The organism is Ferrovibrio sp. GW821-FHT12E11 (assembly GCF_058806975.1).
In genome coordinates this window covers 175,150-198,694 of record NZ_JBXAQG010000001.1, presented here as the reverse complement: position 1 = coordinate 198,694, position 23,545 = coordinate 175,150, and the positions used below count along the sequence as shown (strand labels likewise).

Here is a 23,545-nt window from a genome sequence, read left to right as displayed (position 1 = left end):
TGTGGGTAAGTCTTCGGGCTTTTTTGCATATAAAATACCCTATTTGATCAATATATAGGCTGAAAATAGCCTAATGTTTCGGCTTTTGCTGGCTAAGGAAGTCGGCGATGCGACCGAGGGCCTCGCTGATGGCCTGATCCGAGGCAGCAAACGACAGCCGGATATAGCCTTCGCCATGGCTGCCGAAGCTGGTGCCGGCGATGGTGGCGACACCGGCCTGTTCCAGCAGCCCATCCTGCATCTGGCGCGCGTTCAACCCCGTTTCGGTGATGTTGGGGAAGGCGTAGAACGCCCCTTCGGGCTTGATGCAGCTGATGCCGGGGATTTTGTTCAGCCCGGCGACGCAGAGATCGCGGCGGCGGCGGAAGGCCAGCCGCATTTCCTCCACGGCATCCTGCGGTCCGGTCAGTGCGGCGATGCCGGCGAACTGCGTCGGCGCGTTGATGCAGGAATGGGTGTTGATGGCGAGCTTGGTGGCCAGTTCGGCCAGCCGCGCCGGCCACAAGCCCCAGCCCAGACGCCAGCCGGTCATGGCATAGGTCTTCGACCAGCCTTCGAGAATGATGAGGCGATCCTGCAACTGATCGAGATACGGGATGAAGCTGGCGTAAGCGCCGTCGCCATCCAGCACCAGGCGCGAGTAGATCTCGTCGGCCATGATGGTGACATGGGGGAAGCGCTGCAGGCCTTCGACCAGTTTCTTCACTTCCGATGCGGGCGCGACGCCGCCGGTCGGATTGGCCGGCGAGTTGACAATGAGCAGCCGCGTGGCCGGCGTGATGCGCGCGAGCAGATCGTCGGCGCGGAAGGCGAAGCCGTCTTTCTCCAGCAGCGGGTAACCGGCGAGTTTGGCGCCGGTGTAGTTGACCAGCGATTCATAGATCGGGAAGCCGGGATCGGGATACATGATCTCGGCGCCGGGTTCGCCGAACATCTCGATGGCGGTGGCCATTGTCACCTTGCCGCCGGGCACCACGACGATGCGGTCGGGCGAGACGCTGACTTTGTAACGTGCCGCGATCTCGGCGCAGACAGCTTCGCGCAGCGGGAGAATGCCATTCGCCGGCGTATAGCCGTGATGGCCGTCGCGCAGCGCCTTGATGGCGGCTTCGACCACATGCGGCGGGGTGGGAAAATCGGGCTGGCCGATGCCGAGGTTGATGATGCTCTTACCCTGGGCCTCCAGGGCTTTCGCACGTGCGAGAACCTCGAAGGCGCTCTCCGAGCCCAGACGCGACATCCGCGCGGCAATCTGCATGCTTTTCCTCCCGCTGTAACCCGTCTGCTTATGCCGGGATTCCGGCGGGCAAACAAGGCAGGGCGACCTCACAAATGCAGGCCGGCGCCTTGCGAGGGCAGGCGGGCTTGCCTAGTGTTCTCAGCCTCATAACACCCTGCAAGGAAATCCCCATGCTGCTCGATGTCCGCACCTATACCTGCCGTCCCGGCACCATCAAGCTGCAGCTCGAACTCTACGAAAAGCTTGGCTTCAAGCCGCAGACCCGCCATCTGGGCCAGCCGGTCGCCTTCATGGTCACCGAGACCGGCCCGATCAACACCTATATCCATATCTGGGCCTATGAGAATGCCGGCGATCGCGAGACCAAGCGCGCCGGCATGCAGGCTGATCCGGAGTGGCAGGCCTTCATCAAGGCGAGCGGCGAGGCAGGGTATCTGATCAACCAGGTGAACCAGCTGATGACCCCGGCGGCCTTCGCGCCGATCAAGCGTTAATCCATACCAGCAGAGAGTACGCGTGATGAAACGCAGTGGCGGTCATATCCTCGTCGAGCAGCTTCGCATCCAGGGCGTCGATACCATTTTCGGCGTGCCGGGCGAGAGCTTCCTCAACGTGCTCGATGGTCTGCATGACCATACCAACCACATGCGTTTCGTGATCTGCCGCCAGGAAGGCGGCGCGGCGATGATGGCCGATGCCTATGGCAAGACCACCGGCAAGCCCGGCATCTGCATGGTGACACGCGGGCCCGGTGCGACGAACGCCTCGGCCGGCGTACATGTGGCCTATCAGGATTCGACGCCGATGATCCTTCTCATCGGTCAGGTCGGCCGCGACATGATCGAGCGCGAAGCCTTCCAGGAAATCGACTATCGCCGAATGTTCGGCCAGATGGCCAAGTGGGTGGCGCAGATCGACGATGCCGCCCGCATCCCGGAATTCATCAGCCGTGCCTTCAGCGTGGCGATGTCGGGCCGCCGCGGCCCGGTCGTGCTGGCGCTGCCGGAAGACATGCTGACCGATGTGGTTGAAACACCGGACGGCAAGGCTGCGCAGCCGGTGGAGGCACATCCATCCGATGCGCAGATGGCGAAATTGAAAAGCCTGCTGCAGGCGGCGAAGAAGCCGATGATGATCGTCGGTGGTTCGGGCTGGAGCGAGAGCGTGCGCGAGCAGGTGCAGACCTGGGCCGGTACCTCCGGTATTCCGGTCGGTGCATCCTTCCGGCGCCAGGATTACCTGGACAACGACTGGCCGAACTATGTCGGCGATGTCGGCATCGGCATCAATCCAAAGCTGCAGGCACGCATCAAGGACGCCGATCTGCTGCTGGTGATGGGCGCCAAGCTGGGCGAGATGACCACCGGCGGCTACACCATGATCGATATCCCGCTGCCGGGTCAGACGCTGGTGCATGTGCATGCCGGCGCCGAGGAGCTTAACCGCGTCTATACCGCCGAGCTGCCGATCAATGCGACCGCGGCCGGCTTTGCCGGTGCGCTGCAGAAGATGGGACCGGTGGATGGCAAGGCCTGGGCCGCCGATACCCGACAGCTGCGCGCTGATTACGAAGCCTGGCAGACCGTGCCGCCGTCGCCCGGCGATGTGCAGATGATGGATATCGTGAAGTGGCTGACCAAAACGCAGGGCGCGGACCTGGTGCTGTGCAACGGCGCCGGCAATTACGCCACCTGGCTGCATCGCTTCCACCGCTATCGCCGTCATACCAACCAGCTGGCGCCGACTTCGGGTTCAATGGGCTATGGCGTGCCAGCAGCAGTGGCGGCCAAGATCGCCAATCCGCAGCGCACGGTGGTGGCCTTTGCCGGCGACGGCTGCTTCCTGATGACCGGGCAGGAATTCGCCACCGCCATGCAGTATGACGCCGCCATCATCGTGGTGGTGGTCAACAACGGCATGTACGGCACCATCCGCATGCATCAGGAGCGCGAATACCCGGCGCGTGTGAGCGGGACGGAACTGAAGAACCCGGATTTCGCGGCTTATGCGCGTGCCTTCGGCGGCCATGGCGAAACCGTGCTGAAGACCGAAGACTTCGCACCGGCTTTCGAACGCGCCAAGGCCTCGGGCAAGCCATCGATCATCGAGATCAAGCTGGATCCGGAAGCGCTCACTCCGCGCATGACGCTCACCCAGATTCGCGAAGCGGCGGTGAAGGCCAAGGCGCATCACAGCGATCGCTAAGATACGACCATGAGAAAGCCGGACGCCTTGCGAAGGCGTCCGGCTTTTTTGTTGCCTACTTCTTCACATTCACGATCACCACGCCGCCCAGCGCCAATGCACCGCCGATCAGGCCGAGCGTGGTCGGCACTTCGCCAAGCCAGAGCCAGCCCATCAGCGTCGCCGTCGGCGGTACGCAATACATGAAGTTGGCGGCGCGTGCGGCCGGCAGACGCGACAGCGCCACCGTCCAGCTGCCATAGGCGATCAGGCTGGGCACCACGCCGAGATACAGCACCCACAGCAGGATGCCGGTGGAAGCTGCCTGCGCCTCGACTGCGGCGCTGGGCAGCCAAGGCAGCAGGAACAACGCACCGATCACCATATTCCAGGCCGAGACGGTCAGCGGCTTGTGGCGGGCGAATAGCGGCTTCTGCACGATGATGTTCACGGCGGTGCATAGTGCTGCGCCGAGGATCAGCAGCGCGCCGGTATCTAGTTGCAGGGTATCGAAATCACCGAGCGCGATTAGCCCGATGCCGGCAAAGGACAGCGCCGTGCCGATCCAGCCATAGATGTTGAAGCGCTCGCCCAGCAGCGCCATGGCCAATGCCGCGGTGATGATCGGATTGACGTTGATGATGAAGCTGGCAGCGCCGGCAGTGACGGTCATCTCGCCCATGTTGAGCAGGGCCGTATAGAGCGCGACGAACAGCAGGCCGCCCGAGACGAAGCGCCAGGCCTCGGCCAGCTTTGGCAGCGCCGGCCGGGTGATGGCCAGGAACAGGGCCGCCGGCAGGGCCGCGATGACGAAACGGGCTGCGCCCAGTTCCAGCGGGCCGAAACCAGCCAGGCCGGCGCGGATGGCGGGGAAGGCCGAGGACCAGGCGATCACCGTGATGGCGACCGCGGCGATGGTGACGGTATCCAGGCGGGGCCGGACAGGGGTGGCGGGCAGGGCGTCGCAGGCGGCGGACATGGCAAAACTCCAGTGGTTCCAGTCCCCTAGACATCGGGCGGAACCAGCTGATTGACAATCGAACAGATCGAGGATCAGCTGTGCGTATGGATCACAGCTTGCCAGCCCAGCTCCCCCCGCTCGATACGCTCCGCGCCTTCGAGGCCGCCGCCCGGCTGGGCAGCTTTTCGGCCGCGGCCGAGACCCTGAACCTGACTCATGGCGCCATCAGCCGGCAGGTCGCCAAGCTGGAGCGCTGGCTCAATGTGCGGCTGTTCGACCGGCAGGCGCGCGGGGTCGGCCTGACGCCGGATGGCCAGCGCCTCTACCAGCGCACGCGCGAGGCCTTTTCCCTGATTGCCGATTATGGCGACCGCTGGACCGATCCGCGCGGCTCAGCCGTGGTGCGGCTCAACTCCATTCCGTCGGTCACCGGCCGCTGGCTGATGCCGCGTCTGGCCGGGCTGGAAGCCGGGCCGCCGCAGCTGCGCGTGCAGCTGTTGATCGATCATCGCCATGTCGATCTGGCAGACGAGGGCGTCGACCTTGCCATCCGCTGCGGTCGCGGTTCGGTGCCGGGCCGCATATCGCTGCAGCTGTTCGAAGAACATTGCTTCCCGGTCGCTTCGCCCGCGCTGGCGGCAAAGATCGGCAAGGGCAGGCCCGAGCGCCTGCTGGATTATCCGCTGATCCATGATTCCAGCGCCACCGGTTGGCGCGCCTGGCTGAATGCCCAGGGGCTGGACTATCGCCCGCGCGCCCAAGACCGCCGCTTCGAAGATTACAATCTTGTGCTGGATGCGGCGGCCTGCGGACTGGGGATCGCGCTGGCGCGGCCGCCGCTGGCTCATATCGATATCGAGCAGGGCCGCATTGCCGCGGTGGATCATCGCACGGCGCTGAACTCCGTTTCATACTGGCTTGACCGGCCGCAGGGGCAGCTGCGGCCCGCCGCGGCTCAGCTGGCCGGACGACTGGCCGCACTGGCGGCGGTGTCGCAGCCGGCGCTGCAAGCATTTCTGAAAGACGACGCATAACGGCGCGGCTAGACTGCGTCGAATAAATCGCAGGGAGGCCGGTCATGGATCGTCGTGTGTTTCTCGGGTCTGCCGCCGCTGTCGTCGCCGGTGCCGGCGCGGCTGTGGCCCAGCATCACCTGCATCTGCCGGAAGCGAAGCCTTCTGTCGCGCCTTATGCCAATCTGGGCCAGGGCGGCGCGCCGCATCACATGACCGGCGAGCAGGAAGCCCAGCGCGTCACGGCTTCACCGGCCCCGCCCGGCGCGCCCGGCCGCTGGTTCACCCGCGCCGCCCTGCCGATCCCGCGCAGCGAAATGGCCTGGGCCACCGCCTGGGACAATCGTATGTACATCGTCGGCGGCTATGGCGAGGGCAAGGTCAACCGCAGCTACAACCATATCTACGATCCGGCGCAGGACCGCTGGTTCGACGGCGCACCGCTGCCGCGCGGCGCCAACCATGTGGCGGTCTGCGCCGATGCCGGCAAGGTCTATGCCTTCGGCGGTTTCACCGAGCAGAATCGCCTGTCGGATGCCAATGCCTATGTCTATGACATTGCCGCCAACAACTGGCGCAGCATCGCGCCGATGCCACGTCCGCGTGGCGCCGCGGCAGCCGTGGTGCTGCATGGCCGCATCCATCTGATCGGCGGCGCTTCCGAGCCGGCGCGCGAACGCGCCAGCGTCGGCTGGCATGAAGTCTACGATCCGCAGTCCGACAGCTGGCAGGCGCGCAAACCGCTGCCCGGTGCGCGCGACCATGTCGGCGCCGTGGCCTTCAACGGCAACATCCATATCATCGCCGGGCGTTTCAACACGTTCGAGTACAACACCGATCTGCATCATGTGTATCTGCCGCAGCAGGATACCTGGGAGACCCGCGCGCCGCTGCCGGTGTCGCGTTCGGGCCATGGCCTCGTGATCTATCGCGACCGCCTGTTCGCCATGGGCGGCGAGTCCGGCGTGATCGCCGGCGGCCAGATCACGCAGGCAAAAGTCTTCGGCCAGATGGAAAGCTACGATCCGGCAACCGACCGCTGGCAGAGTCACGCCGCGATGCCGACGCCACGTCATGCGGTGGGCGCTACCGTGTTGAACGATGCGATCTATGTGGCCGGCGGCGGCGCGGTCACCGGCGGCATGGTGCAGTCGGCCGTGCATGAGGCGTTTACACTGGGCTGACGGGAAAAGCGGGGGTGGGGGTGAAGATTTGGATTTATGCCGCGGCGGCGGTGCTGCTGCTTGCGGGGAGACCGGCGACAGCACTGGTGATGGAGGTGGCTGACACGCATGTCATCCTGTCGGGCTCGGTTGCCAGCGGCGATTACTATAAATTCAACACACTGCTGATCCGCAATCCGCAGGTCGATACGGTGGTGGTGCGCGATTCACCGGGCGGTCACGCGCCGAGCGGCTACAGCATCGGCTCGCTGATCCGCAGCCGCGGACTGAACACCGTGGTTTCGGGCTACTGCCGGTCGGCCTGTTCGCGCATTTTCCTGGGCGGCGTCGAACGCCGCTTTGCCGATGATACGCCGGTCGGGCAGACCTATGTCGCCTTGCATGGCAATTATGACGATAGCGGCCGGCTCAACCTCGCCAATGTCAATGAGCTGCGCCAGTACATCGTCAGGCACAGCGATGGCAAAGCCGACATGGCCCTGATCGAGCGCTGGACCACCATCGCGCAGACCAAGGGCTATATCTATTTTTTCGATTCCAATCGCCTGAAACGGAAGGACGGGATGTCGGTTTTCCTGTGTCAGGGCCATGAAGAGAAGAAATACGAGGATTGCGAAAAGATCGCCGGGAAGACGGGCTACGATCTGGGCATATTCACGGCGACCGATCTGGTGACACCGAAGAAACCGGGATAGGCCGGTTTATTTGATGCCGAAGGCGCGTTTGAAAATGTCGCCGATAGCCGTGCCGATATTGGCGTTCTGCGCCACGCTCTCGTAATTGCCGGTATACAGCTTGGTGATGATCGCCTCGCGCGGCGAGGTTTCCCCGAAGCGCAAATGTACGTGACTGCGCCCTGCATCGGTGACATGAGCGGTGGTCGGCCCGATTTCAGGGATATCGACGACGATCTCGGCATCGCGCAACTGCGGCGCCAGTGCCGGCGGCACTTCAAGCCGGGCGCCCGAGACCGACATGTCGAGCAGCCAGACCGGATAGGTCTGCCCGCGGCAGGAAAGAGTGACAGCCTCTTCGATATCGAAACGCTCCTCGCGGCGCATGCGCGGCCGCTCGACAGCCAGCAGCATGACCAGTGCGAGGATCAGGAGATTCCAGCAGCTCCAGAAGGTATAGAGCGTCGGGTCGCCGCCGTCGGCCAGCCGGCCTTCGACCAGGCTGCTGCGGAAGGCGAGGATGGCGAAGACCGTGAGCGCGAAGACCGTGCCGGCCTCAAGGAAGACCGGCCAGTTGATCTGGATGCGGTCGGTCATCACCCCCTTGCTGGTGACGCGGAACACCTGGGCCTTGCGGAAGATCAGCGCGGTCCAGACCGCCGGGGCAACGCGCGAGGCGCAGACGAACTCCGTCAGGTCGGTCAGGATCGGCATGATACGGCCGCTGGATACCCAGACGAACAGTGCGGTGGAGGAGAAGAAGGCCGGCATGAAATGATAGGCGTAGTCGCCCACGTCAGCGCGCAGGATTGAGATGCCGCCATACCAGTAGAGCAGGGGCGCAAGCAGGCCGAACAGGCAGAAGGCCGGCAGGCTGAGCCAGTAATTCGCTGTTTCCAGGAACAGGAAACGGTGCATGAGGTCGAGGTTGTTGCGGCCGAAGGGGCCAACCTTGACGAACAGCGACTGGATGGCGCCGATGCCCCACCGGCTGCGCTGCTTGATATATTCACCGATGGTTTCCGGCGCCAGGCCGTTGGACAGCTTTTCGTTCAGGTAGCGGGTGACGTAGCCGGCATCGATCAGCTTGAAGCTGAGCAGAATATCCTCGGTGATGGTTTCCATAGGATAACCGCCGATATCCTCGATGGCGGCGCGGCGGGCGACAAAGGATGTGCCGCAGCAGTATGACACGTCCCAGCCATCCTTGGCCGGCTGCAGGGTGTCGAAGAAAAAGCGCTGCTCGTCGACCCAGGATTCCGACAGCATGAAGTTATGCTGCAGCATGTTCGGATTGAAGAAGAACTGCGGCGTCTGCACCAGGGCGACGCGGGGGTCTTCGAAAAATCCAACCACGCGGCGCAGGAATTTCCGCTTCGGCACGAAATCGGCATCCAGCACCATGATGAACGGCGCATTGGTTTCGGTTTTCGAGATGTTCAAGGCGTGGTTCATATTGCCAGCCTTGGCGCCCTTGTTATCGTCACGCCGCAGATAGCGCACGCCCATGGCAGCACATTTATCGCGCAGCCAGTCGCGCCGGGTATCGTCGAGTACCCAGACGTTAAAGTTCGGATAGTCGAGGGCCCGGGCGCCGAGGATGCTGCGCTCCAGCACCTCCCAGGATTCGTTATAGGTGGGGATGAAGACATCGACCGCCGGCATGTCGATCCGGCTACGGCTGTTCTGTTCGTTCAGTTCGGCAGCCGGCGTGTTGTCGCGGTGACGCCAGAACGTCAGCAGGCAGACATAGGTGCTGAAGGCCAGCATCAGTTCCAGGGTCAGGAACAGCATACCGAAGATAAAGTCGGCCGGCTGCGCCATCGGCGGGATGGTCTCGGTGATGCGCCAGTACATGTAGCGCAGGCTGAGCAGAAGGACCGCTACAATGAAGCCGCGCCGCACCAGCAGGTTGCTGGGCCTGACCAGCGGCAGCAGCAGGATCGCGCCGGCCAGCAGGGCGATGCCGGGAACGGCGGCGAGCAGGTTGTTCACGGATCAGCCGAGGGTGAGGAGGCTGCTGAGGCGGCGGGTGATATTGTCGAGCACGGTATTCTTGATATGCAGACGACCGACGCGGCCGACCGGGCATGCTTCGGGCTGACTGACCAGAACCTGCGGGTTTTCCGCACTGGTGCCCGTGGCGAAGTCGACGGCGAAGATCCAGCGCAACTGGTCGACACCCGGCGTCGTGGTGATGGCGAATTCGCGGCGGTCGGCATCCTGATCGCCACGCAGACCGACGAGGCGGGCCTTGTGACTGACCATGCGGCCGTTGCGTTCGAATTCCACCATAGCGCTGTCGCCGATCGACAGGGTCTCGTCGGTACGGCGGTCGCGGGCCACTTCGAAGAAGATGCGCGAGCAATCGGCGACCTGCAGCAGCGGCACACTGGTCCCGATGGTGGCGCCATCGCTTTCCAGCATGCGCCAGAGCACACCATCGGCTGGGGCAACGATGGCGGCTTCGCCCATCTGCTGGCGCCGGCGCTGTTCGGCCTGGAGCTGGCGTTCGACCTGGGTCTGTTCGGCGACCAGGTCGGCCTTGCGGCTGGTCAGGCCCACGCGCTGGAGTTCGATCTCGTCGCGGCGCTGCTGGGAATAGGGGGCGTTATTGTAAGAGTCGGACAGATAAATGCCCTGGTCGGCGGCATTACGTTCCTGGCGCAGCCGGTCGAAGCTGCGGCGCAGCGTCGCCAGTTCGGCCTGTGCCACTTCGGCCTCCGAACGGCGCTTGTCGAGATCGGCAGTGCTGGCATAGCCCTTTGCGGCCAGCGGTTCGATCCGCTTGAACTGGGCATCGAGCAGGCGAGTGCTGGCTTCGGCCCGGCGGATACGCGCTTCGGCTTCGGCGAGCTGGGCATTCAGGTTCGATACAACGGCAGTGCGGAAGTTCTGGCTGTCGCCCCCAAGCCGCTGCAGAAAGGGTTCCAGCGCGGCGATCTGCTGGTCGATGCCGGTAATGCGTTCCACCAGTGCATCATTGTGGGCCTGCAGATTGGCCAGACGCACGTCGCGATCCGGAGAGTCGCGCAATATGGCCAGGGTCTGGCCGCGCTTCACCCGTTCGCCGATCTGCGTCTCGCCATAGCTGATCTGGCCATCGATGGGCGCACGCAGTGTGATGAGATCGGCATTCACCCGCCCGACCGGGACCTGGGCATAGAACACGCCCGGCACGATTGCGTAACCGAAGACGGCCAGCAGGAGCAGTCCAAGGCCGATGCGAAGGATGCGGCCGGGAATGGCAGGCTTGGTTTTGATTTTGGACATATACATGGCGGTTTGCGGGTTTCCAGCGAACTGGACGGAGTCATAGCGTGAGGCTTCTCAACTTCCGGCATTAAAATACCGTAAGTAGTTTTCTGTCTCGGAAACCTTATGGTTAGTGGAAGATTTACATCGGGAATGAATGACTTACCGCATTGCAATCTGAAAGCGGTGTCCTGGCGGCCGACTTTCGATATATCTACTCGCGCGGGTAAAACAGGCGAGGGTCACGGCCCTGCCGGACCCTTGTGCGGCTCTGATTGTTGCAGGTTGAAATATTGTAATTGTGTTCGATGGCGGTCGTGGCCGCCGGACGGAAGCGGGAAACGACATGCTTGCTACCATTGCCCCGGTTGGCGCCCTGCTGCTGAGCGTTGCCTTGCTGCTGACCGGAAACGGGTTGCAGGGCACGTTGTTGCCGATCCGCGCCAGCCTGGAAAGTTTCGGCGCGCTTTCGATCGGCATTCTCGGGTCGGCCTATTACATCGGCTTTGTCGCCGGCTGCATCGCCACGCCGAAGCTGATCCGACGCGTGGGGCATATCAGGCTGTTCACGGCGATGGTTTCGGTTGCTTCGGTGATTCCGCTGGCTCATGCCATGCTGGTGGGGCCACTGCCATGGTGGCTGCTGCGTGCCATGACCGGCATGTGTCTGGCCGGCCTGTATCTGATTATCGAAAGCTGGCTGAACGAACGTGCGACGCCAGAAAACCGCGGCACGATCTTCACCACCTATACCACCGTGAATTTCTCGGTGATTACCCTGGGCCAGCTGCTGTTGCTGGCCGATGACCCGATCCGCTTCCATCTGTTCAGCCTGGCTTCGATCCTGGTGTCGCTGGCGGCCGTGCCGGTGGCGCTGACCCGTTCACCGCAACCTGCGCCGATTTCCTCGGCCCGTCTCAGCCTGCGCGGCCTGTATCGCGTTTCGCCTGTCGGCGTGGCCGGCGTGCTGACCGTCGGTCTTGCCAATGGTGCCTTCTGGGGGATGGCGCCGGCCTTTGCATCCCAGGCCGGTCTCAGCATTCCCCAGGTTGCCTGGTTCATGAGCGCGACCGTAATCGGCGGCGCGCTGGCCCAATGGCCGTTCGGCCGGCTGTCCGACCGCATGGATCGCCGCAAGACCATCCTGCTGGCCTGCGGGCTGGCGGCCGGGGCCGGCGCCCTGATGATTGTCACGTATCTGACTCTGCCGGCGCTGATGATCGGCGCCGGTTTCCTGTTCGGGGTTTTCTCGTTCCCCCTCTATGCGATCAGCGTCGCCCATACCAACGACATGGCCAAGGATGTCGATTTCGTCGCCGTGGCTGGCGGGCTGCTGCTGATCAACGGAGCGGGCTCGGTGATCGGTCCATTGATGGCCGGTGTGGCGATGGACCGCCTCGGTCCCGTGGGGCTTTTTGGCTTCACTGCGGTGGTTCATACGGCGATGGCGGCCTTCGCCGTGCACCGCATGGGCCAGCGTGCGGCTCCGCCACAGGACCAGAAAGCCGATTTCGTGCCGATGCCCTCCACCGCGCCGGTACGGGCGGATCTGGATCCGCGCGCCGATGAGGTGGCCAACCAGGCCGCGAAGGCGGCTTAGGTCTGGCAACGGTCACAAAAAACCGCGCTGGCGGCAGGAAATCTGCCGGCCCGTCGTGTAGGCTGCAGCCATGACGATTCCGAATACAGAACATATGCCTGCCAGCGATATCCCCGTGGCGATGTGGCTGGTCAAAGCCGGGCTCGACGATGGCGTGCCGGCAGACCTGATCACCGAATTCTGCGACCGGCTTGTCGGCGTGGGGATTCCGCTGCAGCGGGTTTTCATTGGCATGGCCACATTGCATCCGCTGGTGCGGGCGCGTGGGTATACCTGGACGGAAAGCGGCGGCCTGATCGGCAACGATGCCATGCCGCATCGCGATCCCGACGACGAGCCGGCGGCCTGGACGGCGAGCCCGCTCCGTCACATGCTGGCCAACGAAGTGGGCGAGATGCGGCGCGCGCTGACCGGGCCTGACGCCACCTTCGATTTTCCCGTCCTGTCCGAATTCGCCGAGCAGGGCCTGACCGACTGGTTCGCCCAGGCCCACAGTTTCGGATGGGCCTTCAAGAATTCGCACCACATTACCGACCGCTATGCCGGCATCGGCATGATCTGCTCCTTCGCCACCGCAGAGCCGGGCGGTTTCGACGAGGATCATCTGACCCGCATGCGCCGCCTGATTCCGCTGCTGGCACTGGCGGTCAAGGCAGCGATCCTGACCCAGCTCAGCCGCGACGTCACGGCGGCCTATATCGGCGGCGACGCGGCCCAGCGTGTGCTGAATGGTGCGATCCGCCGCGGCCAGGCGGAGAAGGTGGAGGCGGTCATCCTCTACGCCGATCTGCGCGGCTTTACCGCCCTGGCCGACCGTCTGGCCATCGAACCGCTGGTCGAGACGCTGAACGCGTATTTCGATTGTCTGGGACCTGCCATCGAGGCCGGTGGTGGCCAGGTGCTGAAATTCCTCGGCGACGGGTTGCTGGCGAGCTTCCAGCCCGACCATCAGAATGCGCCGGCACAGGTCTGCGCCGCGGCCCTGCAGGCGGCGCGGGCGGCGCTCGATGCCGTAGATGAGCTGAACGCGGCGCGCGCCGCCACCGGGCTGCCGGTGCTGGCGCTCGACATCGCCCTGCATGAAGGACTGGTGATGTATGGCAATGTCGGTACCGGAGCGCGGCTCGATTTTACTTTGATCGGTCCGACGGTGAACGAGGCGTCGCGGCTGGAGAATCTCTGCACGGCGCTGGACCGCAACCTGCTGGCGTCTGAATCTTTTGTGCAGGCGGCCGGGCCGGGGACGGGGCTGGTCTCGCTGGGCCGCCATGTGCTGCGCGGCGTGGCGGAACCCCGGGAAGTCTTCGGCCTGCCCTGAACAGGCGGAGTCATGGCAGACAAAAAAACGGCGCCTTTCGGCGCCGTTTCCATTCGCGGATGATCGCGGGCGATCAGAGAACCTTGAGGTTCACCGCCGAGGTCTTGCCCTTCTGGGTGGCCAGTTCGTATTCGAGGTTCTGGCCCTCGTTCAGGGTCGACAGGCCAGCGCGTTCAACGGCACTGATATGCACGAAGACATCTGCGCCGCCGGCAGCCGGCTGGATAAAGCCGAAGCCCTTGGTGTTGTTGAACCACTTCACGGTACCGTTCGCCATAGGAAACTCCTGATAGGCATAGTCAAGGAAGGCATGCCGTCGGCATGCCCGGGTCTGCAGACGACCATGCCTTGCGGGCAGGGCCGGACAACCTGAATTCTGGAGAGCCTGGCGGCTGTCGCGGGGATGAAATCCATCGCGACGACCTGCATCAGCAGGCCAAAATACCGATTGCGGTGTTCATAAAGAAGGCAAGGTGCCTGCTTGTCAACGCATCGGCCGGTTGTCTGGGCAGGCTGGGGGCCAATTGAGGCAATATTGTGAATTCTTTGGCTTTTTTGCCCATATGCGGAAAGTAACCTTGAATTAACGCCGGATGTGCTTATCTTCAGTCCTGGTCGTCAAGACCAACGATGATCGCCGACCGTAAAGTGGGATGCAGTGACCCGCCGGCGTATCATCACCTTACCTTCCCCCTCCCTGACAATCTGAACGCTCTGCAATCCCGGCATCCGCTGCGGATTGTATTGGTGCGTTCACATCGCCGTATGGCAGGATCGCGACAGTTGGGCAATTCGACTGCCCGGGCGAGGGGACGCCTATGGTGTATAATACGACATCGACCACGCGGCGCCTGCTCGCACGCGATGGTCAGGCCCTGGCGGCCGATCTCACGGCCAAATTCCATCATGAACGCCTGCTTGGCTTTGTCGCCCTGTGGTCTAGCGCGATCGAGCCCGGCCGCAAGGTGCCCTCGCGGGAGGCTTTCACGCCGGAGCTGCTGCGCGACTATCTGCCCTATCTTGTCATCATCGGTATGGATGAGACCCGCCAGCGCTATCGTTTCCGTCTCGTCGGCACCGAGGTGGTGGCTATGAATGGCCGCGACGGTACCGGCAAATGGCTGGACGAACTTTATTCGCCCGCCGATATGGCAGCGCATCACACCGTCCATCAGGGCATCATCGCCACCGGCAGGCCAGTGCGGGTTTTCGGCACGCTGGGATTTGTTGACCGCAGCTATATCGCGCTGGAAGCAGCCGTGGTGCCGCTGGCGGCCAGCAAGCCGGACCATATCGACCAGTTCATGGTCTGCATGGCCTATGGTGAAATCCAGCCGCCGCGCCCTTAAACCAGTGCCGCGGCCACCTGATCGGTGGTTGCGGTCCAGCCGACGATGGCGCCCTGGGCACGGATCATCTCGATTGCAGCGGCCTTGAATTCCGGGAAATAGCTTTCGGTGGCGTCTTCCACCAGCAGGCATTCATAGCCGCGATCATTGGCTTCGCGCATCGAGGTCTGCACGCAGACTTCGGTGGTGACGCCGCCAAAGAGAAGATGCGTGATGCCGCGCTGCTTAAGGTCATCCTGCAGGCTGGTGGCATAGAAAGCGCCCTTGCCGGGCTTGTCGATCACCAGTTCGCCGGTCAGGGCGGCCAGCTCCGGTACCAGATCGTTCCCCGGTTCGCCGCGCACCAGGATGCGGCCCATCGGGCCGGCATCGCCGATGCGCAGGCTGGCATTGCCGCGCGTCAGCTTAGCCGGCGGGCAATCCGACAGATCGGACTTGTGGCTTTCACGCGTGTGGATCAATGGCAATCCGGCCTTGCGCCAGACAGACAGCAGCCGCGCCACGGTGGGCACGATCACGCCGAGCCGACTGACATCATTGCCAAGTGCATCGCCAAAGCCACCGGGTTCGATGAAATCGCGCTGCATGTCGATCATGACCAGTGCGGTCTTCTGCAAGGGAAATTCGTAAGGATAAGGTTTGGCGGCGGCGATGCTGGGCATGGTCAGTGCCCTGCCATATGGCGGCCGATGACGGTCAGGTCGGCGGCGGCGATGGCGTCCTCATAGACAATGCGGCCGGAGAACATCACGGCGATGCGATCCGACAGTTCGAACAGCTCGTCGAGATCCTCGCTGACCAGGAGTACGGCAGCGCCACGGTTGCGGGCTGCCATGATCTGGCCGTGGATATCGGCGACGGCGGCGAAATCGAGGCCGAAGCAGGGGTTGGCGGCAACCAGCACATTCACCTCGCCACCGATCTCGCGGCCCAGCACGGCGCGCTGCACATTGCCGCCCGAAAGCTGGCCGATGGCGGCATCCGGCCCTGGAGTCTTGACGCGATAGCGGGCGATAATCTGCTTTGCGGCCTCGCGGAAGGCGCCGGGCTTCAGCCACCAGCCGCCAGCCGCGAACGGCGCCTCGTCAAAGCGGCGGAAGGCCAGGTTCTCGGCCACACTCATGCCGGCGACACAGGCATTGCGCAGGGGCTCTTCCGGCAGGCAGGACAGCTTGTGCCGCTTCATCGCCGCACGGCTGCAGTCAAATGTCTCGCCATGCAAGGCAATGCTGCCATCCACGATCTTGCGCTGGCCGGCGATGGCCTCGACCAGTTCGCGCTGGCCGTTGCCGGAGACGCCGGCGATGCCCAGAATCTCGCCGGCGCGCACGCGCAGGCTGACGCCTTTCACCGCGGGCTGGCCGGCATCGTCGGTCACGTTCAGGGTCTTGATGGCAAGGCGGGTTTCGCTGCCGGCTTCGCCACTGCGAGGGGCGGGATCGGGCAGCTTCTGTTCGCCCATCATCATCTTCGCCATATCGTCGGCGGTCAGATCGGAGACCTTGCCGCTGCCGGCGAATTTGCCGCGGCGTAAAACGGTGACGCTGTCGGCAAAGGCAAACACCTCACGGAATTTATGCGTGATGGTCAGAACGGTGAGCTGCTGCGACTTTGTCATATCGCGCAGCAGACCCAGCACCTCGTCGGCCTCTCCCGGTGTCAGCACCGAGGTCGGCTCATCGAGAATAAGGAAGCGGCGCTTGAGATACAGCTGCTTGAGGATTTCGGTCTTCTGCTTCTCGCCGGCCGCCAGTGCCGCGACCTTGCGATCCAGCGGCACGCGGAAGGGCATGGTGGCGAAGAAAGACTCCAGATCGGCCTGCTCCGCCTTCCAGTCAATGACGCGTGGCAGGTCGGTCCGCGCCAGCACCAGATTCTCGGCAACTGTCATATCGGGGACCAGCGTGAAATGCTGATAGACCATGCCAAGGCCGAGCGTATGCGCCATGCGCGGACTGGAAATCGGCTGTTCATGATTGCTGACCATCACCTGGCCGGTATCGGGCGTGTAATAGCCCATCACACATTTGACCAATGTGCTCTTGCCGGCGCCGTTCTCGCCCAGCAGGGCATGGAAGCTGCCGGCTTCCACCTTCAGCGTCACATCGTCCAGCGCCTTGAGGGCCCCGAACTGCTTGCTCATCCCCAGCGCTTCCAGCGACACGGCGCCGGTGGCGGGCGGAGCGGCCGGATCAGGGACGAACATCACCATCAGGCGATGCCCTCCAGGAAGGCAGCCGAGGTGGCGACCGCACCGAACACGCCGCCCTGCATCTTGATCATCTTCAGCGCGGCGTCGTGGTTGCCCTTGTCGGTGGCACCGCAGCAGTCCTCCAGCAGGATGCATTCAAAGCCGCGATCGTTGCCTTCGCGCATCGTGGTATGGACGCAGACATCGGTGGTGATGCCGGTCAGCACGATATTGCGGATGCCACGCAGGTTCAGGATCAGTTCCAGATCGGTGGCGCAGAAGGAGCCTTTGCCGGGTTTGTCGATGATGACTTCGCCGGCTTTCGGCGCCAATTCGGGGATGATGTCCCAGCCCGGTTCGCCGCGGACCAGAATGCGGCCACAGGGGCCGGGATCGCCGATGCCGGCACCGATACGCTGCGAACGCCAGCGTTTGTTGGCCGGCAGGTCGGCCAGATCGGGGCGATGGCCTTCGCGGGTATGGATTATGTGATAGCCCTTGGTGCGCATGGCGGAGAGCAGACGCTGGATCGGTTCGATCGGCGCGCGGGTCAGAGAGAGATCGTAGCCCATGGCGTCGACATAGCCGCCTTTGCCGCAGAAATCGGTCTGCATATCGATGATGATGAGCGCCGTATTCTCCGGCCGCAGGTCGCCATTCCACGGCCAGGGATAGGGATCGGCGGCGACATGACGGCCGGCATTGGCTGTGGCGGTCTGGTAGGTCATCGGGTCACTCCCAGTTCACCTGGCGCGCCGGCAATCGTGCGGTCGCGTGAGCAGGTCAGGATCATGATCACAAGGGTGAGGAAATACGGCATGGCGTTGAACAGGTAATAACCCTGTGTGATGCCGACGGATTGTAAGGCGGGCCCGAGGGCCGCAGCTCCGCCGAACAGCAGCGACGCCCAGAAGCACAGCATCGGATTCCAGCGCGCGAAGATCACCAGGGCGACGGCCGTAATGCCCTGTCCGCTGGACAGGCCCTCGCTCCAGCTGCCGGGATAGGACAGCGAGAGGAACGAACCGCCGATGCCGGCCAGAAAGCCGCCACTGGCGGTGGCAAACATCCGCACCTGGTTGACGGCATAGCCCAGCGCACGGGCGGCATCGGCGCTGTCGCCGACAGTGCGCACGATCAGGCCCCAGCGGGTGTTGCGGAAAGCCCAGAGCAACACGGGTGCGAGCACCACGCCGATCAGGAACAGCGCGTTGATGCGCAGGGAGTCGCGCACCTGGGCATTGTCGCTCCAGTTGCCGAACGGGATCGAGGGCAGGTTCGGGGCCTGTGGCTGGATGAAAGGCTTGCCGAGGAAGAAGGCAAGGCCGATGCCGAACAGCATCAGCGCGATGCCCACGGCAATGTCATTGACGCGCGGCAGGCTGCAGATCAGGGCATGCACGATGCCGAACACGGCACCGGCGCAACCGGCAGCCAGTACACCGAGCCAGGGCGAGCCGGTGAGGTAGGACACCGCGTAGCCGCTCATGGCGCCCATCACCAGGGTACCTTCCAGGCCGAGGTTGATGCGGCCGCTTTTCTCGGTGATGCATTCGCCAAGGCTGACGAACAGGAATGGCGTGCTGACGCGAATGGCGCCGGCCAGCACCGCCAGCGGTACGCCCCACCAGCCAAGCAGATCGGCGCTCATGGCTTCATCTTTCGCGACAGCCACGGCAGCCGGCCGTACAGCACTTCGCTGGTCAGAATCGAGATGAAGATCAGGCCCTGCAGCACCAGAACGGTGGCGTCAGGCAGGCCCAGACGACGCTGCAACAGGCCGCCGCTGGCGCCGATACCGCCGAGCAGGATGGCGACCGGGATGATGGCCAGCGGATTATGGCGGGCGAGGAAGGCGACGAGAATGCCGGTATAGCCATAGCCGACGATCAGCGAGGCATTGGCCTTGCCATGCACGGCAGCCACTTCCACCATGCCGGCCAGGCCGGCCGCAGCACCGGCGAGGCCGCAGGCGACCAGCACCAGCTTGCCGACCGGCAACCCGACCATGCGGGCAGCCTTCACATTGCCGCCGGCCACGCGCATGGCGAAGCCGAACGTGGTGCGATAGATCAGGATATAGGCGAGCACGCAGGCGATGACACCATAAGCCAGGCCCCAGTGGATATCGGTGCCGGGTATGGTGCTCAGCATATTGGCGTCGCCGATATTCGGCGTGGATGGCTTGTTCAGGCTGGCCGGATCGCGCAGCAGGCCTTCGACCAACTGGTTAAATATGGCGATAGCGATATAGACCAGCAGCAGGCTGGAGATCGTCTCGTTGACGCCGCGCCAGTGCCGCAAACCGCCGGCAAGCGCGATCCATACCGCACCGCCCGCCATCGCGGCCATCGCCATGGCAAGCTGGACGACCAGCGGCGCCGCGTTGGGTAGGGCCTGGCTGATCGCGGCGGCCGCAAGACCACCGATTACCAGTGCACCTTCGCCGCCGATCACCACCATGCCAAGCTGGGCGGGCAGGGCGCAGCATAAGGCCGTGAGGATCAGTGGCGCGGCGCGGGTCAGGGTGTTCTGCCAGGAGAACCAGGAGCCGAAGGCGCCGGCATACATGAGGCTGTAAGTGTCGAAGGGATTGACGCCGGCCAGCGCGACGAAGATGCCGAACAGGACGAGGGCGGCCAGCACCGCCAGCAATGGTACGGCAACGGCCTCGGCACCGCTGCGCAGGATGTCCTGCCAGCGGGCCGTGCCATCGTCGAGTTTAAGCGGACTGGCCTCCACGGCGGTTTACGCGAGGGCGCCGAGCACGCCTTCGACCAGATAGTTCATCTTCTCCAGTTCGATATCGGTCTGGCCGCGCTCGGTACCGGCGGCGATCACCGTGGCGCCCTTGTTGTCCTTGATCGGACCCTTGAAGATCACATAGGAGCCGGCGGTCAGCTTGGCCTTGATGTCGTCGGCATGCTTGCGGGCCTTTTCCTCGACCAGCGGACCATAGGCCGAGGTCTTGACGATGCCTTCCTTGAGGCCGCCGCGCACCAGGTTCGGCAGCTTCTCGCCGCCCTGAACCGACTTGGCGAGCTTGGGATAAAGCGCTTCCCAGTTCCATTCGGCGCCGGTGAGATAGCCCTTGGGCGCGAGCTTGGACTGGTCGACGTGGTAGCCGCAGACCATGATGCCGCGCTTCTCGGCGGTCTCGACAATCACCTTCGGGCTGTCGACATGGCAGGTGACGACATCGACTCCCTGGTTGATCAGGCCGTTGGTGGCTTCGGCTTCCTTGACCGGCAGCGACCAGTCGCCGGTGAAGATCACCTGGGTGGTGACATTCGGATTGGCGAGCTTGGCTCCCAGCGTGAAGGCGTTGATGTTTCGCAGCACCTGCGGGATCGGCTTGGCGGCGATGAAGCCAAGCTTGCCGGTCTTGCTGGTGTAGCCGGCGACGATGCCGTTGAGATATTGCGCTTCGTCGATATAACCGAAATAGCTGCCCGCATTGACCGGGTCCTTGTCCGACCACATGCCGCCGCAATGCAGGAAGCGGACCTTGTCGTACTTTTTGGCCAGCTTGATCATATGCGGGTTGTAGTAACCGAACGAAGTCGGGAAGACCAAGGCGGCGCCGTCGAGGTTGATCATCGACTCCATGGTCTTCTCGACCGCGACGGTCTCGGGCACGTTCTCTTCTTCCAGCACCTTGAAGCCGCCGAGCTTCTTCAGTGCGGCCGCGCCCTGGGCATGGGCCTGATTGTAGCCGAAGTCGTCACGGGGCCCGACATAGATGAAGCCGATCGCGACATCCTTGGCGTGGGCCGATCCGAGCGGCAGACCAGCGGTGAGGGCGGCGGCGCCGAGCGCGGCGCTTCCCTGCAGCATGGAGCGGCGGCTGAGCTTGAATTCTGATGTCATGGCAAATTCCCCCTTGTCCCGTGGCAGAAGTCATCTTCGCTTTATACGGGCAGCAAGAGTTGTGCCGCTTCTTGTGCGTTGTAGAAAATTCTTTGTATCCAAGAGCTTGGCATAGAACGCCCGGCCCATTCGTATACATGCCTGGAGTGATTGTATAAAAAATAGCCAATAATTGAGAATTGTATGCATCTTTTATGCGCCAGTTCCGGGCCGATGGTTGCCGTGGCAGAAACATCGACCGACAATCTGTATACGCAACCGACTCCGGGGGCGGCTGACCGTTCATTTTCTGGCCCTGAGTTTTTCCATGATCCTTGGTATTCCCCTGAGCGAACTCGCCTGGCTTGCTGTGGCGCTGCTGGCGGCTGGCGCGGTGACCGGCGTGCTGGCCGGCGTATTCGGTGTCGGCGGCGGCGCTGTCATCGTCCCGGTGCTCTACGAGCTGTTCATTGTCATCGGGATACCGGAAGACGTGCGCATGCCGCTCTGCGTCGGCACCTCGCTGGCGGTGATCATCCCGACCTCGATCCGCTCCTTCAATGCGCATCGGCGCAAGGGCATGGTCGATATGTCGATCGTGAAAATCTGGGCTGTTCCGGTTGTTCTGGGTGTGGTGATCGGCGGCGTGATCGCCCGTTATGCACCGGCCGATCTCTTCAAGGCGGTGTTCGTGGTGGTGGCCGGCGCTTCGGCGCTGCGTCTGCTGTTCGGCAAGGAAAGCTGGAAAATCGCCGACGACATTCCGTCCAATCCGATCATGCGGGCCTATGGCGTACTGATCGGTATCCTGTCGGCGCTGATGGGGATCGGCGGCGGGCAGCTGTCCAGCCTGTTCATGACCTTCTACGGCCGGCCCATCCACCAGGCCATCGCCACCTCCTCGGGCCTCGGGGTCATCATCTCCATCCCCGGCGCGCTCAGCTACATCTATGCCGGCTGGCCGAAAGCTGCGGAGTTTCCCGACATCACCGCTCTGCAGCCGCCGCTCGCACTGGGCTACGTTTCGCTGCTGGGTTTCGTGCTGTTCGTGCCGACCAGCATCTGGACTGCGCCGCTTGGTGCCCGGCTCGCCCATGCCCTTCCCAAGCGGAAACTGGAAGTGCTGTTCGGCCTGTTCCTGGCGGCGGTCTGCCTGCGCTTCGTGATCAGCTTCTTCTGACCGGCCGGCTCTATCGGAACGCCCGGATTGCGGGTATTCCTTTTTGACTATTCTGCTGGGGTAAGGGGATGATGCAACAGGTCCTGAACGACAGGCGGGCCCTGGTGGGGTTGGTCACGGCATTGCTGGTGACCGGGTTTCTTGCCACATCGCTGGCGAGCTACTTCGTATCGCGCCAGTCGCTGCGCGATGCGGTGGTGCAGACCGAACTGCCGCTCACCTCGGACAATATCTATTCGGAAATCCAGAAGGATCTGCTGCAGCCGATCCTGATCTCTTCGGTGATGGCAACCGACACCTTCGTGCGTGACTGGGTATTGACCGGCGAGCAGCAGCCCGACCGCCTGATCCAGTATCTGCATGACATCAAGGGGCGCTACAGCGCTTTCACCAGTTTCTTCGTTTCGGAGAAGACGCGGAATTATTATCACGCCGACAGCCTGCTGAAGCGGGTGGACGAAGCCGAGCCGCGCGACGCTTGGTATTTCCGTGTCCGCGACATGATTCTGCCCTACGAGATCAATGTCGATCCCGATCTTGCCAATCAGGATACGATGACCATCTTCATCAATTACCGTGTCCTCGACTATCAGGGCAACTTCATCGGCGCCACCGGGATCGGCCTGACGGTGAATGCCGTGCGCAACCTGATCACCGAATACGAGCGCCGGTACGGCCGCACGGTGTATTTTGCCGATGAGCATGGACAGATCGTTCTGGTGGGCGAGGATAATGCTGTTCCCGAGAACGATGTCCGTATGCGCGGCCCGCTAGGGCAACTGATGCCGCAATGGTCGCGGCGCGACGTAAAGACTTTTGAATATGAGTATGGCGGCCAAACCCGCTTTCTCAATGTCCGGTTCATTCCGGAACTGGGCTGGTATCTGCTGGTCGAAAAGGAAGCCGACCGCGATCTCGCCCAGATCCGGCGCGCGCTTTATATCAACATCCTCATCTGCATCGTCATCACCGCGCTGGTACTGGCCGGGACCTGGCTGACCGTAACGCATTTCCAGAAACGGCTGGAAGCGATGGCCACCACCGACCGCCTGACCGGTGTGGCCAGCCGTCATGCTTATGACATCCTGATCGATCAGGCGATCCGCGATGCCCGGCGGTTCTCGCAACCGCTGTCAGCGATCATGATCGATGTGGATCGCTTTAAATCGATCAATGACGATCTCGGCCACACGGCCGGTGACCGTGTGCTCAGCGGCGTGGCGAATGCCATCCGTGCGGCCCTGCGTTCTTCGGACATCATTTGCCGCTGGGGCGGCGACGAGTTCCTGGTGGCGTTGCGCAACTGCGATCTCTTCAATGCCGAAAGACTGGCTGAGGCTATTCGCCAGACGGTGGAGGGCGCCAGTTTTACACTGGATGGCCACAGCATCCAGGCGACGGTGAGCATCGGTGTCGCGCCATTGCAGCATGACGATGATGCGACCGCTTTTGTCGCCCGGGCCGACGCGGCTCTCTATCTGGCCAAGCAGGCCGGCCGCAACAAGGTGAAGGTTGAAGACGCGGTCCAGGCCGCGGGCTGAGCGCTG

The 23,545-nt window shown here is 63.2% G+C and carries 21 protein-coding genes; 10 read left to right on the top strand and 11 right to left on the bottom strand.

Annotation, left to right across the window (positions count from 1 at the left end):
- Positions 1-70: 70 nt before the first annotated feature.
- The gene (locus tag AC1ROT_RS01035) at positions 71-1,258 is read right to left on the bottom strand and encodes a pyridoxal phosphate-dependent aminotransferase (protein WP_492996920.1); all 1,188 of its coding nucleotides are present in this window, start codon (positions 1,256-1,258) and stop codon (positions 71-73) included.
- Positions 1,259-1,410: 152 nt separating this feature from the next.
- Here AC1ROT_RS01035 and AC1ROT_RS01030 point away from each other — a divergent pair, with 152 nt between their 5' ends.
- Both AC1ROT_RS01030 and AC1ROT_RS01025 read left to right on the top strand, forming a co-directional pair.
- Entirely contained in the window at positions 1,411-1,734 is a 324-nt protein-coding gene (locus AC1ROT_RS01030) for an NIPSNAP family protein (RefSeq protein ID WP_492970592.1), read from the top strand.
- 25 nt (positions 1,735-1,759) lie between these two features.
- Positions 1,760-3,445, top strand: coding sequence for a thiamine pyrophosphate-binding protein (locus AC1ROT_RS01025; RefSeq protein ID WP_493001121.1), 1,686 nt, complete (start codon positions 1,760-1,762; stop codon positions 3,443-3,445).
- Between the two features lie 55 nt (positions 3,446-3,500).
- Here AC1ROT_RS01025 and AC1ROT_RS01020 read toward each other — a convergent pair whose 3' ends face one another.
- Positions 3,501-4,403 (bottom strand): DMT family transporter, encoded by a 903-nt coding sequence (locus AC1ROT_RS01020; RefSeq protein WP_492996919.1) that lies wholly within the window; start codon positions 4,401-4,403, stop codon positions 3,501-3,503.
- A 98-nt stretch (positions 4,404-4,501) separates the two neighbouring features.
- Here AC1ROT_RS01020 and AC1ROT_RS01015 point away from each other — a divergent pair, with 98 nt between their 5' ends.
- From AC1ROT_RS01015 to AC1ROT_RS01005, 3 genes are read left to right on the top strand one after another with little or no spacing between them, the layout of a single operon-like run.
- A complete protein-coding gene (locus AC1ROT_RS01015) occupies positions 4,502-5,419 on the top strand; it encodes a LysR substrate-binding domain-containing protein (RefSeq protein ID WP_492996918.1) in 918 nt (305 codons plus the stop codon).
- A gap of 44 nt (positions 5,420-5,463) precedes the next feature.
- Entirely contained in the window at positions 5,464-6,582 is a 1,119-nt protein-coding gene (locus AC1ROT_RS01010) for a Kelch repeat-containing protein (protein WP_492996917.1), read from the top strand.
- Between the two features lie 20 nt (positions 6,583-6,602).
- Positions 6,603-7,277, top strand: coding sequence for a hypothetical protein (locus AC1ROT_RS01005; protein ID WP_492996916.1), 675 nt, complete (start codon positions 6,603-6,605; stop codon positions 7,275-7,277).
- 6 nt (positions 7,278-7,283) lie between these two features.
- Here AC1ROT_RS01005 and AC1ROT_RS01000 read toward each other — a convergent pair whose 3' ends face one another.
- Positions 7,284-9,251, bottom strand: coding sequence for a glycosyltransferase family 2 protein (locus AC1ROT_RS01000; RefSeq protein WP_492996915.1), 1,968 nt, complete (start codon positions 9,249-9,251; stop codon positions 7,284-7,286).
- A gap of 3 nt (positions 9,252-9,254) precedes the next feature.
- Positions 9,255-10,535 (bottom strand): HlyD family secretion protein, encoded by a 1,281-nt coding sequence (locus tag AC1ROT_RS00995; RefSeq protein WP_492970598.1) that lies wholly within the window; start codon positions 10,533-10,535, stop codon positions 9,255-9,257.
- 322 nt (positions 10,536-10,857) lie between these two features.
- Here AC1ROT_RS00995 and AC1ROT_RS00990 point away from each other — a divergent pair, with 322 nt between their 5' ends.
- Both AC1ROT_RS00990 and AC1ROT_RS00985 read left to right on the top strand, forming a co-directional pair.
- Positions 10,858-12,111 carry an MFS transporter gene (locus AC1ROT_RS00990; RefSeq protein ID WP_492996914.1) on the top strand — a complete coding sequence of 418 codons (1,254 nt, stop codon included), beginning with the start codon at positions 10,858-10,860 and terminating at the stop codon, positions 12,109-12,111.
- A 70-nt stretch (positions 12,112-12,181) separates the two neighbouring features.
- The gene (locus tag AC1ROT_RS00985; protein WP_492996913.1) at positions 12,182-13,429 is read left to right on the top strand and encodes an adenylate/guanylate cyclase domain-containing protein; all 1,248 of its coding nucleotides are present in this window, start codon (positions 12,182-12,184) and stop codon (positions 13,427-13,429) included.
- A 73-nt stretch (positions 13,430-13,502) separates the two neighbouring features.
- On the opposite strand, the gene AC1ROT_RS00980 is transcribed toward AC1ROT_RS00985, so the two are convergent.
- Positions 13,503-13,706 carry a cold-shock protein gene (locus tag AC1ROT_RS00980; RefSeq protein WP_492970601.1) on the bottom strand — a complete coding sequence of 68 codons (204 nt, stop codon included), beginning with the start codon at positions 13,704-13,706 and terminating at the stop codon, positions 13,503-13,505.
- Positions 13,707-14,247: 541 nt separating this feature from the next.
- Here AC1ROT_RS00980 and AC1ROT_RS00975 point away from each other — a divergent pair.
- The gene (locus AC1ROT_RS00975) at positions 14,248-14,778 is read left to right on the top strand and encodes a PAS domain-containing protein (protein ID WP_492996912.1); all 531 of its coding nucleotides are present in this window, start codon (positions 14,248-14,250) and stop codon (positions 14,776-14,778) included.
- On the opposite strand, the gene AC1ROT_RS00970 is transcribed toward AC1ROT_RS00975, so the two are convergent.
- Genes AC1ROT_RS00970 through AC1ROT_RS00945 form a run of 6 tightly spaced genes read right to left on the bottom strand, consistent with a single transcriptional unit; the run spans position 14,775 to position 20,839 of the window.
- Positions 14,775-15,440, bottom strand: coding sequence for a cysteine hydrolase family protein (locus AC1ROT_RS00970; protein ID WP_492996911.1), 666 nt, complete (start codon positions 15,438-15,440; stop codon positions 14,775-14,777). The two genes, AC1ROT_RS00975 and AC1ROT_RS00970, sit on opposite strands and share 4 nt — an antisense overlap.
- Positions 15,441-15,442: 2 nt before the next feature.
- Positions 15,443-16,990, bottom strand: coding sequence for an ABC transporter ATP-binding protein (locus AC1ROT_RS00965; protein ID WP_492996910.1), 1,548 nt, complete (start codon positions 16,988-16,990; stop codon positions 15,443-15,445).
- Positions 16,990-17,697 (bottom strand): biuret amidohydrolase, encoded by a 708-nt coding sequence (gene biuH, locus AC1ROT_RS00960; protein WP_492970605.1) that lies wholly within the window; start codon positions 17,695-17,697, stop codon positions 16,990-16,992. The genes AC1ROT_RS00965 and biuH overlap by 1 nt, the downstream gene beginning before the upstream one ends.
- Complete coding sequence (locus AC1ROT_RS00955; protein ID WP_492970606.1) at positions 17,694-18,620, bottom strand: ABC transporter permease; 927 nt, start codon at positions 18,618-18,620, stop codon at positions 17,694-17,696. The genes biuH and AC1ROT_RS00955 overlap by 4 nt, the downstream gene beginning before the upstream one ends.
- Positions 18,617-19,711, bottom strand: a complete 1,095-nt coding sequence (locus AC1ROT_RS00950) for an ABC transporter permease (protein ID WP_492996909.1) — start codon at positions 19,709-19,711, stop codon at positions 18,617-18,619. Before AC1ROT_RS00950 ends, AC1ROT_RS00955 begins: the two co-directional genes overlap by 4 nt.
- A 6-nt stretch (positions 19,712-19,717) precedes the next feature.
- Positions 19,718-20,839 carry a BMP family ABC transporter substrate-binding protein gene (locus AC1ROT_RS00945; RefSeq protein WP_492996908.1) on the bottom strand — a complete coding sequence of 374 codons (1,122 nt, stop codon included), beginning with the start codon at positions 20,837-20,839 and terminating at the stop codon, positions 19,718-19,720.
- Between the two features lie 307 nt (positions 20,840-21,146).
- Between AC1ROT_RS00945 and AC1ROT_RS00940 the strand changes: the two genes are divergently transcribed.
- On the top strand, positions 21,147-21,998 hold the full coding sequence (locus AC1ROT_RS00940) for a sulfite exporter TauE/SafE family protein (RefSeq protein WP_492996907.1): 852 nt from the start codon (positions 21,147-21,149) through the stop codon (positions 21,996-21,998).
- Between the two features lie 68 nt (positions 21,999-22,066).
- Positions 22,067-23,539: a sensor domain-containing diguanylate cyclase gene (locus tag AC1ROT_RS00935; RefSeq protein ID WP_492970610.1), complete on the top strand. Its 1,473-nt coding sequence runs from the start codon at positions 22,067-22,069 to the stop codon at positions 23,537-23,539.
- Positions 23,540-23,545 lie beyond the last annotated feature (6 nt).